This is a genomic window from Oceanobacillus halophilus (genome assembly GCF_003628505.1).
Classification (GTDB): Bacteria; Bacillota; Bacilli; order Bacillales; family Amphibacillaceae; genus Oceanobacillus; species Oceanobacillus halophilus.
Genome location: NZ_RBZP01000002.1, coordinates 82,697 through 97,671, shown reverse-complemented (window position 1 = coordinate 97,671; position 14,975 = coordinate 82,697). Strand labels below are relative to the sequence as shown.

Sequence of the window (14,975 nt, the reverse complement as noted above, 5' to 3'; positions counted from 1 at the left end):
CTATGATATATTTCGTATGACATTAAAAGGAGGAATTTTACATGAAACGTTTGTATAGATCTACATCCAATCGTATGGTGGCAGGAGTATTGGGTGGATTAGGAGAGTATTTCAATATTGATGCGACTTTGTTACGTTTAATCTTCTTGGTTCTATTGTTTGCTAGTTTCTTTACCTTTGGTTTTGCTTATCTTTTGGCAATTTTCATCATTCCTAATGATGATAGTATCTATTAATGATAATTAGAAAACGCCGATAATATACAAATTGTAATCTCGTAGGTGTAATGCCTACGTTTTTTGTGCTAAAATAAATAGCAGTTATTGAATTCGCAGAAGGCAATCAAGAAGGAGGCACATAAATGGGTGCAATGGTTCGCACAAAAGATTTATTGGATAATTTTAATCTGACTTTGGTAGCAGGGGCAGATGGTATACATAGAGAAATCATTACCAGTGATATTTCACGACCAGGTATTGAGATGACTGGATATTTTAAATATTATCCGAAAGAACGCTTACAGCTGATTGGTAAAACAGAAATGACTTATTTTTTAGATTTAACAGAAGAGGAAAAGATTGATCGTGCAGAGAAATTATGTACGGATGTCACACCAGGTATTGTTATTTCAAGAGGAATGGAAGTACCAAGGGAACTAATTGCTGCAGCTGATAAAGCAGGTGTACCGATACTACTTTCTCCACGTAAAACCACCCGTGTTACTAGTCGATTGACGAATTACCTGGAAGCAAAATTTGCTCCTTTTACAGCTATCCATGGTGTATTAGTTGATATTTATGGGGTAGGTGTCCTTATTACTGGACAAAGTGGAGTTGGTAAAAGTGAGACAGCATTAGAATTAGTTAAACGTGGGCATAGACTTGTAGCTGACGATAGTGTAGAAATTAGACAAGAAGATTACGATACCTTAATTGGGAACTCTCCTCCATTAATAGAGCATATGCTTGAAATTCGTGGACTGGGTATTATCAATGTTATGACCCTGTTCGGTGCAGGTGCTGTGCGGAGCTTTAAAAAAATAGCAATGGTCGTTAATTTAGAAAATTGGGATGAAAAGAAACAGTATGATCGATTGGGCTTGGATGAAGATCAGATGAAAATTATGGACGTCTCTCTGCCAAAAGCAACTATTCCTGTCCGTCCTGGTCGAAACCTTGCTGTTATTATAGAAGTTGCAGCGATGAATTTCCGTCTAAAGCGTATGGGTGTCAATGCAGCTGAGGAATTTTCCGACAGACTGACAAATATGATTGAACAAGAAAATGATATTACAGAATAAGAGAGGTTAAAATATGATTCTAACTGCACCAATAGATCGAGTCTTTTTGGAACTTGGTCCTCTAACCGTATATTGGTATGGTGTCATTATAGCAACAGGTGCGGCTCTAGGTTTATGGCTAGCAATGAAGGAAGCAAATCGATTAGGTTTAAATAAGGATTTGCTCATTGATTTTATTGTTTTTGCTGTACCTATTGCGATTCTTTTTGCAAGAATATACTATGTAATTTTTGAGTGGGAAAGGTATGCAGAAGGTCCATTCTGGCGTGTGTTTGCCATTTGGGAAGGCGGCATTGCCATTCATGGAGCAATTATTGGGGGAGTACTAACAGCTATTGTCTTTTCACGAGTAAGAAAAATACCGTTTTGGCAACTAGCAGATATAATTGCACCTAGTTTAATATTAGGGCAGGCAATTGGGCGCTGGGGAAATTTTATGAATCAAGAAGCGCATGGCGGCCCGTTACCAGATGGTTCAGTCATTTACGATGTTGTGCCTGAGTTTATCATTAATCAAATGACTATTGATGGGACTACTTATCATCCAACCTTTTTATATGAGTCCTTATGGAATATTTTAATCTTTGTATTGCTGCTTCTATTACGAAGATATAATCCGTTGCGTGGTGAAGTTTTCTTAACATACTTGATAGGTTATTCGATTGGAAGATTTTTCATCGAGGGCTTGCGAACAGATAGCTTGTATGTGGTCGGTGAACTCCGTACTGCACAGCTGATATCGATACTTGCTATCGTTGCTGCAATCATACTCATTATTTATCGTCGAAAAACAACAAACGTGAAGTATGATTATGTACCACCTAAACCAAAGCAAAAGAAAAAATCAGCTAATAAAAAGAAGACAAACAAAAAGAAAAAGTAACATGATGTCTTTTCTGTACTCATAAGCAGCAGGAAAGACTTCAATATATATAAATGCCATAGAGGAGAATGCGAATGTCAGGAATATTATCCCGTGGTCTTTTACAAGGTTTTTCAACTACTTGGACATTAGGGAAAGTTATCTTTCCTATCACGTTAATAGTTACGATTTTACAATTCACCCCAGTATTACCTTGGATCATACATATCCTTGAACCTATTATGGGATTGCTAGGGCTTTCTGGAGAAGCAGCAGTACCATTAGTTTTAGGGAATGCCTTAAATCTATATGCCGGTATTGCTGCTATTATTTCTTTTGATTTTACTGTGAAAGAAGTATTTATTATGGCTGTGATGCTTTCATTTAGCCATAATCTCTTTGTAGAATCCGCTGTTGCAACAAAAGTAGGAGTGAAATGGTATGTAATTGTTGGTGTTCGTGTTGGGTTGGCATTCTTTTCAGCGATATTAATAAATCTTTTATGGAGTGGGGGAGGAGAAGCTGCCCAGTACGGCTTTATCTCTACGGAAAAAGCAGAACCTGTTGGCTGGGGAGAAATTGGATTGCATGGAATCGAGACAGCAGCTATTGCTATTGGTCAGCTAGCGCTCATCGTAATTCCTTTAATGGTTATTATGCAAGTCCTTCGAGAATATGGCTGGTTAGAAAAATTATCGGATATGCTTGCACCATTTATGAAAGTATTAGGAATGGATAAAAACACCTCGATGACGATGGTGGCAGGGTTAACTATAGGGCTTGCTTATGGGGCGGGGCTCATGATACAAGCGGTAAAAGAAGATGGTGTTTCCAAGAAGGATATGTATTTAGCATTAATTTTTCTTGTCTCATGTCATGCGGTGGTAGAAGATACGCTGATTTTTATCCCGTTAGGCATTCCTGTATGGCCATTATTAATCATTCGGTTAACGACGGCAATCCTGTTAACAATGACTATAGCAATCATCATGAATAAAGTTACTATTAACAGAAAGGACAAAGCAAATGAGCGTTCATACAATACTATTTGATTTGGATGGTACACTAATAGATACCAATGAACTAATTATTGCATCTTTTACACACACGTTTAATCACTATAACTTACCTTATACAAGAGAAGAAATTATTGAATTTAATGGACCGCCATTAGTAGAAACATTTAAAAGTATTGATCCAAATCGAGTAGATGAAATGGTTCGTGTTTACAGAGAGCATAACTTAGAAGAGCATGATAATTATGTCAAAGCATTTCCCAATGTTATGGAGACACTTGATATACTGAAAGAAAAAAACTATCGACTAGGTGTTGTAACAACAAAAATGACTGAAAGTGTGAATAGAGGCTTAAAGATTACTGGATTAGAGAATTACTTTGATACCATTGTAACGCTAGATGACGTTACCCATCCTAAGCCACATCCAGAACCTGTAATGAAAGCGATGAAGGAGCTAAATACGGATGCTTCCTCTACTCTAATGGTTGGTGATAATTCCCATGATATTGAATCAGGGAAAAATGCTGGAGTGAAAACAGCAGGTGTTTCCTGGTCTTTTAAAGGAAAAGAACGGTTGTTAAAATTTGAGCCTACTTATATGCTGGAGGATATGCGTGATTTATTGAAGATTGTTGGGGTGTAGATTATGAGGAGAACCAAGCGGTATCCGGTGAAGAATGGTAATTCCTTATGGCAAGTATATAGAACGGTATCCTTTTGGAAAGTATTTAAAAATACCATTATTATTTTAATTGCCAGATTTACCCCGTTTATGAGTGTCAAAAATTGGCTATATCGAACTTTTTTAAAGATGGAAATTGGAGAACAAACCGCTTTTGCCTTCATGGTTGTACCCGATATTATGTATCCGGAGAAAATTACTGTGGGGAAAAATAGTATTATTGGCTACAATACCACGATATTAGCACATGAATATCTTATAGAAGAATACCGACTTGGAGATGTTAAAATAGGCGATGAGGTAATGATTGGTGCAAATTCCACCATTCTTCCAGGTGTTTCAATTGGGAATCGTGCTATTGTGTCGGCTGGTACACTCGTGCATAAAGATGTTCCAGCAGGGGCATTAGTAGGTGGGAATCCAATGCAGATTATTTATACTAAAGAGGAAATGGAGCAAAGGAATAAAAAATCTCCTTCAAACTGATATAGACAGTAACTATGACGAAACTGACTGCAAGCAACGAATGTAAAATCATTGGTTCGTTTGTAGTCTTTTCTTTTTGGGAAAAGCTAACATGAGGTTACACATACATAGATAGGGGGCATGAATATGTTTTCAAGTTTTCAAAGGGACCAAATAATAAATACGTTAGAAATGGAAGCGTTTGATGTTTTAGTAATAGGTGGTGGAATAACGGGGGCTGGAATAGCTTTGGATGCAATCACCCGTGGTCTGAAGACGGGTGTAATTGAGATGCAGGACTTTGCTGCGGGAACATCAAGCCGTTCGACAAAGCTAGTACATGGAGGATTGCGATACTTGAAGCAATTTGAATTGAAAATGGTTGGAGAAGTAGGAAAGGAACGAGCGATTGTCTATGAAAATGGGCCTCACGTAACGAGACCGGAATGGATGATGCTCCCGTTTTATAAAGGAAGCACGCTGGGATCATTTACTACTAACATTGGGTTAATGCTATACGATTGGCTTGCAGATGTAAAAAAAGAGGAACGCAGAAAAATGTTATCTGCACAACAAGCTATTAACAAGGAACCACTGATCAAACAAGACGGGTTATTAGGAGCTGGGGTCTATGTAGAATATAAAACAGATGACGCACGTTTGACAATTGAAGTATTAAAAAAAGCGGCAGAATATGGTGCACACGCTATCAATTATATGAAAGCAGTGGATTTCATCTATGATGAAACAGGAAGAATTACTGGTGTATTAGCCAAAGATGTTATCAAAGGAACAAAACATGCAGTGAAGGCTAAAAAGATCATCAATGCAACCGGTCCATGGGTTGATACATTGAGGGAATTAGATCATTCCAAAAAGGAAAAAGCACTTCATTTAACAAAGGGAGTCCATGTAGTCTTTCCGAAATCAATCTTTCCATTAAAACAAGCCATTTACTTCGATTCCCCGGATGGACGAATGATTTTTGCAATCCCTCGTGATGGCAAAACATATGTTGGAACTACTGATACTGACTATGAGGGAGATAAGAAACATCCAGTCATGGAAAAAGAAGAGGCTGTTTATTTATTAGATGCTATCAACTTTATGTTCCCATCTTTAAATCTAAAGCTAGAGCATGTTGAATCAAGTTGGGCTGGGTTAAGACCGTTAATTGCTGAAGATGAAATAAACCATCCAAGTGAGATTTCAAGAAAAGACGAAATATTTGTTTCAGATACAGGTTTAATTTCTATGGCTGGAGGAAAACTTACCGGATATAGGAAAATGGCAGAGCAGGCAGTAGATATTATGGTTAACCAACTAAAAGCAGAAGAAGGTATATTGTACTCTTCATCAGAGACAAAAACCTTGCCTATCTCTGGAGGAGAAGTCGGTGGTTCGTCAGGTTTTGAAAGCTTCAAGAAAAGGAAGCTTTCGGAAGGAATAGAAATGGGCATAGAAAAAACTCAAGCAGAATTACTTGTAGAAAGATACGGGAAGAATGTTAATATGCTATATGGTTTATATCAAAAATATCAACAAGATGCAGTAGCAGAGAAGATTGATCCTATTGTCTTTATCCAGCTCATCTATGCACTAGAAAATGAACTTGCCTATCACCCTTCTGATTTTTTTGTAAGACGAACAGGAGCTTTATTTTTTGATATCTCGATGGTAAAACGTGAAAAGAAAGCGGTAATCCAGTATATGGCGAAGTGTCTATCCTGGAGTGAAGAAGAGAAAGAAAGATACACAGCTGATATAAATCACATGTTACAAGAAGCTGAAATACCTCATTAATTGATGGATACTATCTACTGGAAAATATCTAATATATTATTACGAAATAAAATATGGTATACTTTCTTCGTATGTACGAAAAATAGGGGGATACGTATGCCACAGGTAACTGGACAAATAAAAAATAGAGGGAACAATATTATTCCTTACATTCCTGATGGTGATTTTTATTTCACAAAAGGTGTGGAAGCTTTTCAAAATAGAAAATTTGATATTGCATTAAAATGGATGAAAAAAGCCATTGAACAAAAGCCAAATGAGCCTTTATTTCAATGTCAAATGTCCGTTATATATACAGAAATTGGTGCTTATCATGCTGCAAATCAACTATTAACAAATGTCCTTCAGTCGAGTGATTACATTGACTGTTATTATTTAATAGCAAATAATTATGCACACTTAGGGCTTCTTACAGATGCGAAAAAATATGCAAACACATATCTTGATAAAGAGCCAGAAGGTGATTTTAGTGAAGACGCGAAACAACTTCTCGAATTAATTGAGATAGACGATGATGAAGTGGAAGATTTTGACCTTGAGGATGAGGATGAATTACTTATCTATCAAGAAACTGCATTTTTCCATATGGAAAAGATGGAGTGGGAGAAGGCATTGCCAATTATTGAGGAGATGATCACACTATTTCCAGAGCATCAACTTCCAAAACATGATTATGCACAGGCATTATTCTTCTCAGGTCAGACCGAAAAAGCAATTGAATTGGAACACGAATTTATAGAAGAGGACCCTCGTTCATTATATAGCCTAACAAATTTGGCTGTATTTTATTATGAATTAAATGATATCGAAAAATGTAATAAATATATTCAGTCATTACTGAATGTATACCCTATTCATGAACAGCAAAAGTTGAGAGTAGCTGTTACATTAGCACGAACAGCTAACTATAATGAGGCCTATAATCGATTCCGTTCTATTGCTAAGGGAAAAGTAAAAAACCACGCTTCATACTATCGCTGGTATAGCATTACTGCTTTTCACATAGGTGAGCCAGCAAAAGCACTGCAATACTGGAAAGAAGGTTGTAATTTACATCCTCATTTAGCTAATGAATCAGGTCCTTGGAACTAATAAACATAAACTTTGGCTCTTTCCGTATATTTTGTTGCTTTTTAAAGCTTTACAGTTGATAAAAACTCTTGATTTATTTAATTAAGAATAGTTAGCTCTCGCTTACACTGATGAAAGTTTTGTGCTAGGATTCGCTCCGGCAGAATACTTCGCTCCCCGCGGAAAGCGTAGTGTATTTCCGTAGCGGAGACAGAACAGTATTCTGAATTAAAGATATTAGGACTCTATACAATTTCCAACTCTGTCGAATCATTTGACAAAAAGCGAATTCTGAGTCGCAGTATTATTTAGCTGTTGCTTGAGCAGAATAATAGACGTACAGCGTTTAATTTTATAAGCTAGAGGTGACTTAAAAGTAGTGTGTTCAAAAAGTGAACCATCTCTTAACTAAATAGTAACCTAAAGGGGCGAATAAGATGTCCGAAGAACGTATGTATGATGTTATAATTGCTGGAGCAGGTCCTGCAGGTATGACTGCTGCTGTTTATACTTCACGAGCAAACTTAGATACTCTAATGCTTGAACGTGGTATACCTGGTGGGCAAATGGCTAATACAGAAGATGTAGAGAATTATCCTGGTTTTGATCACATTTTAGGACCTGATTTATCAAATAAGATGTTCGACCATTCTAAGAAGTTTGGCGCAGAATATGCTTATGGAGATATTCAGGAAATTGTAGATCATGGAGATTATAAAACCGTAAAGGCAGGAAATAAAGAATTCAACACAAGAGCACTGATTGTAGCAACTGGTGCTGAGTATAAAAAACTTGGTGTTGAAGGGGAAGAAGAATTAGGAGGCCGAGGCGTTTCCTACTGTGCTGTTTGTGATGGTGCATTTTTCAAAGAGAAGAACTTAGTTGTTGTAGGTGGCGGTGACTCAGCTGTTGAAGAAGGCGTTTATTTGACACGTTTTGCCAAAAAGGTAACCATTATTCACCGTCGTGATGAACTGCGAGCACAAAAGATTCTTCAGCAACGTGCCTTTGATAATGAGAAAATCGACTTTATCTGGGATACCGTTGTTAAGAAAATAAATGGACCAGAAGGAAAAGTAAACAGTGTGACTCTAGAAAATACGAAAACAGGAGAAATATCCGATTTTGTAGCAGATGGTGTATTTATCTATATTGGAATGGTTCCATTAAGTTCTCCATTTAACTCACTAGGAATCACCAATGACGAAGGATATATTCCAACAAATGAGCACATGGAAACAAGTATTCCAGGGGTTTTTGCTGCAGGAGATATTCGTGAGAAACAGCTTCGACAAATTGTGACAGCGACTGGAGATGGAAGTATTGCTGCTGAAGCTGCTATTAAATACGTCGAAGAATTAGCGGAAAAAGTAAAAGCAACTAATTCTTAACGCAGTCTTAACTCTGTTGTAATATGTGCGCAATAATTATGGGGTACACTATAAATAACTAATTGACCCCCTTTTAATAGATAGATTAGTTACTTGGCACAGGTGTTAGCATCTGTGTCTTTTTTTGTTTTTATTACAAATAATGTTGACAAATGTCAAAACAAGGAAGGAATAAAAGCATTGGCTTAGATGGAACTTTTCTTTTATTAATAGTATAATAAAATACGTAGGTAATTTTTTAGAAAGCATATTATAAAGTGAACATATTTAAAATAAATCCTTCCGTTTTTAGAGGTTTATTAAAGGGGAGAGAACTAGTGAGTAATAATAATAGTGGTACAAAATTAGTAATTATAACAGGCATGTCTGGAGCTGGTAAAACAGTTGCAGTTCAGAGCTTTGAAGATCTTGGTTATTATTGTGTTGATAATTTACCCCCTACATTATTGCCAAAATTCCTAGAATTAATGAAGGATTCCACGAATACAATACAAAAAGTCGCATTAGTTATGGACTTAAGAGGTCGTGAATTTTTTGACTCCTTATTTGATGCACTTGATATATTGGGGAAAGAAGATTGGTTAGATGAACATATTCTTTTCCTAGATGCAAAGGATGAAAAGTTAGTTAGTCGATACAAAGAAACTAGACGTTCCCATCCATTAGACCCTGGCGGATTACCATTAAATGGTATTCGACAAGAGCGTGAGATACTTGACTTATTACGTGGAAGAGCACAGCGGATTATTGATACAACCAACTTAAAGCCAAGAGAGTTACGAGAAAAAATAGTGAAACTATATTCAGAAGATGAACAGGAAATCTTCTCTGTACATATGGTGTCGTTTGGTTTTAAACATGGAATACCAATTGATGCAGATACAGTATTTGATGTAAGATTTTTACCTAATCCACATTATGTTGGCCAGTTACAGCCTTTGACTGGGTTAAACCAGGAAGTATCTTCGTATGTGTTCAAATGGTCTGAGACACAGATGTTTATTGACAAAGTGCTGGATTTATTGCGGTTTATGCTTCCGCAGTATAAGAAAGAAGGGAAATCCCAATTAGTTATTGGAATTGGGTGTACAGGTGGACAACACCGTTCTGTAGCATTAGCTGAATACTTCGCCAAAGAACTTTCTTCCAACTACATTACACACGTTAGCCATCGAGACATTGATAAGAGAAAGGGTAAGTAACCATGAGGAATGACACACAGCCACGAGTAGTAGTAATTGGTGGGGGAACAGGCATGCCGGTACTTCTAAGAGGCTTAAAAGATCTACCCATACATTTAACGGCACTGGTTACGGTGGCTGATGATGGTGGAAGTACTGGAAGAATTCGTAGTGAAATGGCGATACCAGCACCAGGAGATATTCGTAATGTAATTGCTGCTTTATCTGATGCAGAACCAATGTTATTAGAACTCTTCCAGCATCGTTTCTCGGTTGGTAATGGTCTCTCTGGACATTCGTTAGGTAATCTTTTACTAGCTGCAATGACATCGATTACTGGAGATTTTTATGATGGAATTAAAGAGATCTCACGTGTATTAAATGTAAAAGGGAAGATTTATCCGATATCAAATCAAAATATGTCCCTTCATGCTAAATTTGAGGATGGAACGTATATTTCAGGCGAATCTAATATTCCTCGTGTAAATAAAAAAATAGAGCGTGTATTTCTACAACCACAGCCAATTAAACCACTACCCAATGCAGTACGTGCCATTGAAAAGGCAGATTTAGTTATTATTTCTCCAGGCAGCTTATTTACCAGTATAATGCCGAATCTGATTATTCCCCAGATTGATACTGCTTTAAGAGAAACACAAGGAAAAGTTGTCTATATTTGTAATGTTATGACACAGGCTGGTGAGACAACTGGATTTACAGCATCTGATCACGTCCAAGCAATTCAGAATCACATTGGAACAGGATGTGTGGATGCAGTAGTTGTTCATAATGAACCAATAGATAAAACGATAAGAGCAGTTTATGCAGAGGAAAATGCGGTTCCTGTTAAATATGATATTGAGAAGCTGGTGGACATGGGACTTGAAATTATTGAAGGGGATATTATCAATCATTCCAATGCCACAGTAAGGCATGACCAGGATAAAGTTGCCAAATTATTATATTCAATTATAGAAAGATAACATAAAAAAGCCGATTATCGCTTAATAATTAGAGGAAGGGGGAGTGTGAGAATGTCTTTTGCTTCAGAAATAAAAAAAGAATTAACTTCTTTGGAAGTTGATGAATGCTGTAAATTTGCTGAACTTGCTGCTTTAATTAGGATGAATGGTGTTATATCTATTAACAGACTGCAGTACAATCTTGATGTACAAACCGAAAACGCAGCTATTGCCAGACGAATTTATACGTTAATTAAACTTAATTATGATCATCCGGTTGAATTGTTAGTACGGAAAAAAATGAAATTGAAGAAAAACAATGTTTATATTGTGCGATTAAAGAAAAATGTTCGAGAACTTTTAACGGAACTAGGTATTATTAAAGACGCTTATACCGTGGTACGGACGATATCAGAAAAATTCCTATCTAAGTCTTGCTGTAATAGAGCATATTTACGTGGTGCTTTTTTAGCAGGAGGGTCTATTAATAATCCAGAAACGTCTTCCTATCATTTAGAAATATTTAACGCTTATGAGGAACATAATGAAGCACTATGCGATTTAATCAATTCTTTTGGTCTTCATGCCCGTACACATGAAAGGAAAAAGGGATATATTGTGTACATTAAAGAAGCAGAGATGATTACAAAGTTTTTAAACATAATAGGTGCTCACAATGCATTATTTAAATTTGAAGATGTACGGATTGTTCGAGATATGAGAAATTCTGTCAACCGCTTGGTTAACTGTGAGACAGCTAACTTGAATAAGACAATTGGAGCTGCTTTCCGACAAATAGAGAATATTAAACTAATAGAAAGTACAGTTGGTTTGGATAAGCTCCCGGAAAAACTGCAGGAAATTGCTCAATTGCGAATACAACATCAAGAAATCTCTTTGAAAGAATTAGGAGAATTGGTATCAGGTGGAAAAATTTCAAAATCAGGTGTGAATCATCGTTTGAAAAAAATAGACGAGTTTGCAGAAAAAATTAAACATGGGGAAGTTATACAATAATTCCCTTTTAAAATATTTCGTGATATAATACAGATAATTTAAAAGATTTACTGTTTAATAGGAAATCCCTATTTTTTGCAATGAAACAAAAAGTTCTTCAATAAAATGGAAAAAGTCCCCCAGTCTCTATATAATAGAGTAATGGGGGTCGACAATTATAAATTTGATAGCGTTTTCTTAAACGGGAGGATGAGGAGATTGATAGAAAGATTAGTGAAAGTTGAGTTAGAAACAGGTCTGCAAGCAAGGCCGGCAGCTCAATTTGTTCAGGAGGCAAACCGCTATTCATCACATTTATTTCTTGAAAAAGATGGAAAGAAAGTGAATGCAAAAAGTATTATGGGATTAATGAGCTTAGCAATTGCTAGTGGTGAAGAGGTCATGTTAGTTGCAGATGGTCCTGACGAAGAAGAAGCAATAAGCTATTTAACTTCTTTCGTTAAAAAGGGGTAGGACTGAGGTAAGGTTCTGTTAATTTTCCCATTTAAAATATGATTTTTTTTAAGTGAAAACAAGCATTTAACTTCTGCGGTAGTTATATTAGTGCAAAGGTACGGAAGAACTTTTTCAAATATAGAAATAAAAATCCCATTCATATTATTTATGAATGGGATTTCTATAGTTATCGTTCCTCTTTAAACATCTTTACGTTCTAAAATTTTGTCAATTAGACCATATTCAGCTGACTGTTGAGCAGTCATAAAGTTGTCTCGCTCCGTATCACGTTCAATCACTTCTAGTGGTTGACCAGTTTTTTCAGCTAGAATTTCATTCATACGTTTTTTAATCTCAATAATACGTTTTGCATGAATTTCAATATCAGTTGCTTGACCTTGTGCTCCACCTAGTGGTTGGTGAATCATAATTTCACTATTAGGTAATGCAAACCGTTTTCCTTTTTCACCTGCAGCTAGTAAAAATGATCCCATAGATGCTGCCATACCAATACAGATGGTAGAAACATCAGATTTAATAAAGTTCATGGTGTCATAAATAGCCATACCAGCTGTTATGGATCCACCAGGTGAGTTAATGTATAGTGAAATATCTTTTTCAGGATCTTCTGCTTCTAAGAAAAGTAATTGAGCAACGATTGAGTTTGCAACATTATCATCGATTGCACTTCCTAGCAAAATAATACGGTCTTTTAGAAGGCGTGAATAAATATCATATGCACGCTCACCACGATTGGTTTGTTCAATGACTGTTGGCACTAAATTCATAGTAAATCCTCCCTTTTATCAATCAAATATTATCCATATATTGATTCTAATTCTATGATAGCTTAAAGGTCAATGAAGGTCAAACAAAAACATTCGTCAAATGGATACATATTCCATCATACCCAATATCTTTTAGAATAAACCTTAGAATTTGTTGGATGATGTGGGGGAGAAGTGCGTTTAAGTATTTTTCCGTGATGTGCAAAATAAATAAGTAGATAACGAAAGTACTTGTATTTTATGAGGGATTTCGTTATAATAATCTATGTGTCAATTTTATAAATTAATTTTGCGCCCATAGCTCAGCTGGATAGAGCACTGGTTTCCGGTACCAGGTTTGCCGGGGGTTCGAATCCCTCTGGGCGCGTCATTATAATCATAAAGCAAAGACAAGGACTCCTTTTCAGAAAGGTTTTCCTTGTCTTTTTAGTAGGCTTTTTTTATTTTTTAATAATGCCTTTTATTATATAGTCCCCAATGCATTAATAACTTTATATGCTGCTTCACCAATGTTAAGATTATCTGTATCAATTTTAATATGATGGTCTTTATATATAGGCTGTCTTTCAATAAATAATTGTTTGATTTCTTCTATTGATTTACCTTGTAAATTTGGTCTTGTGCGTGTTAGGAAATAAATACGGTCTTTCCATGTGTCCCAAGATATATTAAGGAAGACAACAACTGCAGAGGATAAACAAAGATATTTTACTTCCTCTTGTAAGAATGCTCCGCCACCAACAGAAATTACTAGTTTTCTATGCTGTGTGTAACGCTTGATTAACTCCTTTTCTTTTTTGCGAAAGGTTTCTTCCCCGTATTCCTTAAAGATTTCCGTTGTGGGCATGTTAAATTCTCGTTCGATAACATGATCAATATCTACAAAATTGCGGTTTAGCTTTCTAGCAATCTCTTTGCCGACAGTAGTTTTCCCAACTCCCATAAAACCAATGAGCACAATACTTTTTTTCACCATCCAAAACAAGCCTCTCTGTAAATTATTATTTACGTGTTAGTATAATCTATCTTTCTGAGTTTGTAAAAATAAGGCTCTTTTTGTACAATCGAAACAGTTTCTTAGAAATAGCCAAAAATAAAAGGTAATGAGAAGACATAAGTGTTTTAATCAAAGTGAAATCCGAACTTCATCATTTAATGAAAAGTTCGGATTTTGGTTTGCCTTTATATTGGAAAGGGCTATTTTCTAACTTCTATATTATTACTCTGTCACTTCAATAGATTCTAATGGCATGGTATGCAAATCACGTGCTGTTGTGTGTGCGTACATCTCGTATGTACCTTCCGTATCAAAAGTCGTTTCTGCAGTGTAACTGCCATCTCCGTTATTATTTGCTTCTATTTTTATACTATTCTCTTCATCATCTTGCTCCCAAATTTCGAATGTGACCTCATCAGCATCTTCAACTATTTCATCCCCATATGTTACAACGGCTTTTAATTCGATAGTCTCACCAGCCGATACTGATTCTGGTAATTGAAAGTCAACGATAAGCTCCTTCAATTCTTCCGTTTCATTATTTGTATCACCATTACATGCAATTAATGTTACTACCATTATACTTACAAGAGATACTAGTAAGAATTTATTTTTTTTCATGTTTTCCTTCACCCCCAAGTTCTTTGTATTTAAATAATCTATCCAAAGTATAGCACTAATTATTCAGGAATAAATGAAAGTTTCTTGAACAATTGGAAGAAAGGCAGTGTTACTAACGGGCTTTTTTCGTAAATTATGCTTATTTTAAGTATGTCGAAACTACGCTGAATTAAAGAAATCAACAATCTATACAAGCTGCGATATAAACGGTAAATAGTAACAATTTCAGTACAAAAACAAAACTTATAGAAAAAACAGACACTTGTTAAATTCTAAACAAAATTAAATTATTGACAATTGTACTAATAATTAATAATATTATCATGAAAGCGTTTAAATATTTAACGTTAGTTTTTCTACTTTTTTCTTTAAATAAAATAG

Annotated in this window: 16 protein-coding genes and 1 tRNA gene; 14 read left to right on the top strand and 3 right to left on the bottom strand. The window is 35.8% G+C overall.

Annotated elements, in window-relative coordinates; all coding sequences use genetic code 11:
• Window positions 1–41 precede the first annotated feature (41 nt).
• The 13 genes from D8M06_RS04585 to D8M06_RS04525 all read left to right on the top strand — a co-directional run bounded on the left by D8M06_RS04585 (window position 42) and on the right by D8M06_RS04525 (window position 12,206).
• Complete coding sequence (locus D8M06_RS04585; RefSeq protein ID WP_121203190.1) at window positions 42–236, top strand: PspC domain-containing protein; 195 nt, start codon at window positions 42–44, stop codon at window positions 234–236.
• Between the two features lie 125 nt (window positions 237–361).
• On the top strand, window positions 362–1,300 hold the full coding sequence (hprK, locus tag D8M06_RS04580) for an HPr(Ser) kinase/phosphatase (RefSeq protein ID WP_121203189.1): 939 nt from the start codon (window positions 362–364) through the stop codon (window positions 1,298–1,300).
• 13 nt (window positions 1,301–1,313) lie between these two features.
• Window positions 1,314–2,183, top strand: a complete 870-nt coding sequence (gene lgt, locus D8M06_RS04575) for a prolipoprotein diacylglyceryl transferase (RefSeq protein WP_121203188.1) — start codon at window positions 1,314–1,316, stop codon at window positions 2,181–2,183.
• A 74-nt stretch (window positions 2,184–2,257) separates the two neighbouring features.
• Complete coding sequence (locus D8M06_RS04570) at window positions 2,258–3,214, top strand: nucleoside recognition domain-containing protein (RefSeq protein ID WP_121203187.1); 957 nt, start codon at window positions 2,258–2,260, stop codon at window positions 3,212–3,214.
• Window positions 3,189–3,824: a pyrophosphatase PpaX gene (ppaX, locus tag D8M06_RS04565; protein WP_121203186.1), complete on the top strand. Its 636-nt coding sequence runs from the start codon at window positions 3,189–3,191 to the stop codon at window positions 3,822–3,824. The genes D8M06_RS04570 and ppaX overlap by 26 nt, the downstream gene beginning before the upstream one ends.
• A 3-nt stretch (window positions 3,825–3,827) precedes the next feature.
• Entirely contained in the window at window positions 3,828–4,349 is a 522-nt protein-coding gene (locus D8M06_RS04560) for an acyltransferase (RefSeq protein WP_121203185.1), read from the top strand.
• A 120-nt stretch (window positions 4,350–4,469) separates the two neighbouring features.
• Entirely contained in the window at window positions 4,470–6,131 is a 1,662-nt protein-coding gene (locus tag D8M06_RS04555; RefSeq protein ID WP_121203184.1) for a glycerol-3-phosphate dehydrogenase/oxidase, read from the top strand.
• Window positions 6,132–6,227: 96 nt separating this feature from the next.
• The gene (locus D8M06_RS04550) at window positions 6,228–7,223 is read left to right on the top strand and encodes a tetratricopeptide repeat protein (RefSeq protein ID WP_121203183.1); all 996 of its coding nucleotides are present in this window, start codon (window positions 6,228–6,230) and stop codon (window positions 7,221–7,223) included.
• A 416-nt stretch (window positions 7,224–7,639) separates the two neighbouring features.
• A complete protein-coding gene (gene trxB, locus D8M06_RS04545) occupies window positions 7,640–8,593 on the top strand; it encodes a thioredoxin-disulfide reductase (RefSeq protein WP_121203182.1) in 954 nt (317 codons plus the stop codon).
• A 317-nt stretch (window positions 8,594–8,910) separates the two neighbouring features.
• Window positions 8,911–9,795, top strand: a complete 885-nt coding sequence (gene rapZ, locus D8M06_RS04540; protein WP_277749465.1) for an RNase adapter RapZ — start codon at window positions 8,911–8,913, stop codon at window positions 9,793–9,795.
• A gap of 2 nt (window positions 9,796–9,797) precedes the next feature.
• A complete protein-coding gene (locus D8M06_RS04535) occupies window positions 9,798–10,757 on the top strand; it encodes a gluconeogenesis factor YvcK family protein (RefSeq protein ID WP_121203181.1) in 960 nt (319 codons plus the stop codon).
• A gap of 51 nt (window positions 10,758–10,808) precedes the next feature.
• Entirely contained in the window at window positions 10,809–11,753 is a 945-nt protein-coding gene (gene whiA, locus D8M06_RS04530; RefSeq protein ID WP_121203180.1) for a DNA-binding protein WhiA, read from the top strand.
• Window positions 11,754–11,951: 198 nt separating this feature from the next.
• On the top strand, window positions 11,952–12,206 hold the full coding sequence (locus D8M06_RS04525; RefSeq protein ID WP_121203179.1) for an HPr family phosphocarrier protein: 255 nt from the start codon (window positions 11,952–11,954) through the stop codon (window positions 12,204–12,206).
• A 182-nt stretch (window positions 12,207–12,388) separates the two neighbouring features.
• Here the strand turns inward: D8M06_RS04525 and clpP are convergent, their stop codons facing one another.
• The gene (gene clpP, locus D8M06_RS04520) at window positions 12,389–12,976 is read right to left on the bottom strand and encodes an ATP-dependent Clp endopeptidase proteolytic subunit ClpP (protein ID WP_121203178.1); all 588 of its coding nucleotides are present in this window, start codon (window positions 12,974–12,976) and stop codon (window positions 12,389–12,391) included.
• A gap of 291 nt (window positions 12,977–13,267) precedes the next feature.
• Between clpP and D8M06_RS04515 the strand changes: the two genes are divergently transcribed.
• Window positions 13,268–13,343 (top strand) — tRNA-Arg (locus D8M06_RS04515).
• A gap of 96 nt (window positions 13,344–13,439) precedes the next feature.
• Here the strand turns inward: D8M06_RS04515 and D8M06_RS04510 are convergent.
• Window positions 13,440–13,952 (bottom strand): shikimate kinase, encoded by a 513-nt coding sequence (locus D8M06_RS04510; RefSeq protein WP_121203177.1) that lies wholly within the window; start codon window positions 13,950–13,952, stop codon window positions 13,440–13,442.
• 243 nt (window positions 13,953–14,195) lie between these two features.
• Complete coding sequence (locus D8M06_RS04505; protein WP_121203176.1) at window positions 14,196–14,594, bottom strand: FixH family protein; 399 nt, start codon at window positions 14,592–14,594, stop codon at window positions 14,196–14,198.
• Window positions 14,595–14,975: the final 381 nt, after the last annotated feature.

What these genes read in the sequence shown, in the direction of transcription:
- D8M06_RS04585 (WP_121203190.1), top strand. Translation starts at nt 42, where the DNA reads ATGAAACGTTTGTATAGATCTACATCCAATCGTATGGTGGCAGGAGTA.
- hprK (WP_121203189.1), top strand. Translation starts at nt 362, where the DNA reads ATGGGTGCAATGGTTCGCACAAAAGATTTATTGGATAATTTTAATCTG.
- lgt (WP_121203188.1), top strand. Translation starts at nt 1,314, where the DNA reads ATGATTCTAACTGCACCAATAGATCGAGTCTTTTTGGAACTTGGTCCT.
- D8M06_RS04570 (WP_121203187.1), top strand. Translation starts at nt 2,258, where the DNA reads ATGTCAGGAATATTATCCCGTGGTCTTTTACAAGGTTTTTCAACTACT.
- ppaX (WP_121203186.1), top strand. Translation starts at nt 3,189, where the DNA reads ATGAGCGTTCATACAATACTATTTGATTTGGATGGTACACTAATAGAT.
- D8M06_RS04560 (WP_121203185.1), top strand. Translation starts at nt 3,828, where the DNA reads ATGAGGAGAACCAAGCGGTATCCGGTGAAGAATGGTAATTCCTTATGG.
- D8M06_RS04555 (WP_121203184.1), top strand. Translation starts at nt 4,470, where the DNA reads ATGAATATGTTTTCAAGTTTTCAAAGGGACCAAATAATAAATACGTTA.
- D8M06_RS04550 (WP_121203183.1), top strand. Translation starts at nt 6,228, where the DNA reads ATGCCACAGGTAACTGGACAAATAAAAAATAGAGGGAACAATATTATT.
- trxB (WP_121203182.1), top strand. Translation starts at nt 7,640, where the DNA reads ATGTCCGAAGAACGTATGTATGATGTTATAATTGCTGGAGCAGGTCCT.
- D8M06_RS04535 (WP_121203181.1), top strand. Translation starts at nt 9,798, where the DNA reads ATGAGGAATGACACACAGCCACGAGTAGTAGTAATTGGTGGGGGAACA.
- whiA (WP_121203180.1), top strand. Translation starts at nt 10,809, where the DNA reads ATGTCTTTTGCTTCAGAAATAAAAAAAGAATTAACTTCTTTGGAAGTT.
- clpP (WP_121203178.1), bottom strand. Translation starts at nt 12,976, where the DNA reads ATGAATTTAGTGCCAACAGTCATTGAACAAACCAATCGTGGTGAGCGT.
- D8M06_RS04510 (WP_121203177.1), bottom strand. Translation starts at nt 13,952, where the DNA reads ATGGTGAAAAAAAGTATTGTGCTCATTGGTTTTATGGGAGTTGGGAAA.
- D8M06_RS04505 (WP_121203176.1), bottom strand. Translation starts at nt 14,594, where the DNA reads ATGAAAAAAAATAAATTCTTACTAGTATCTCTTGTAAGTATAATGGTA.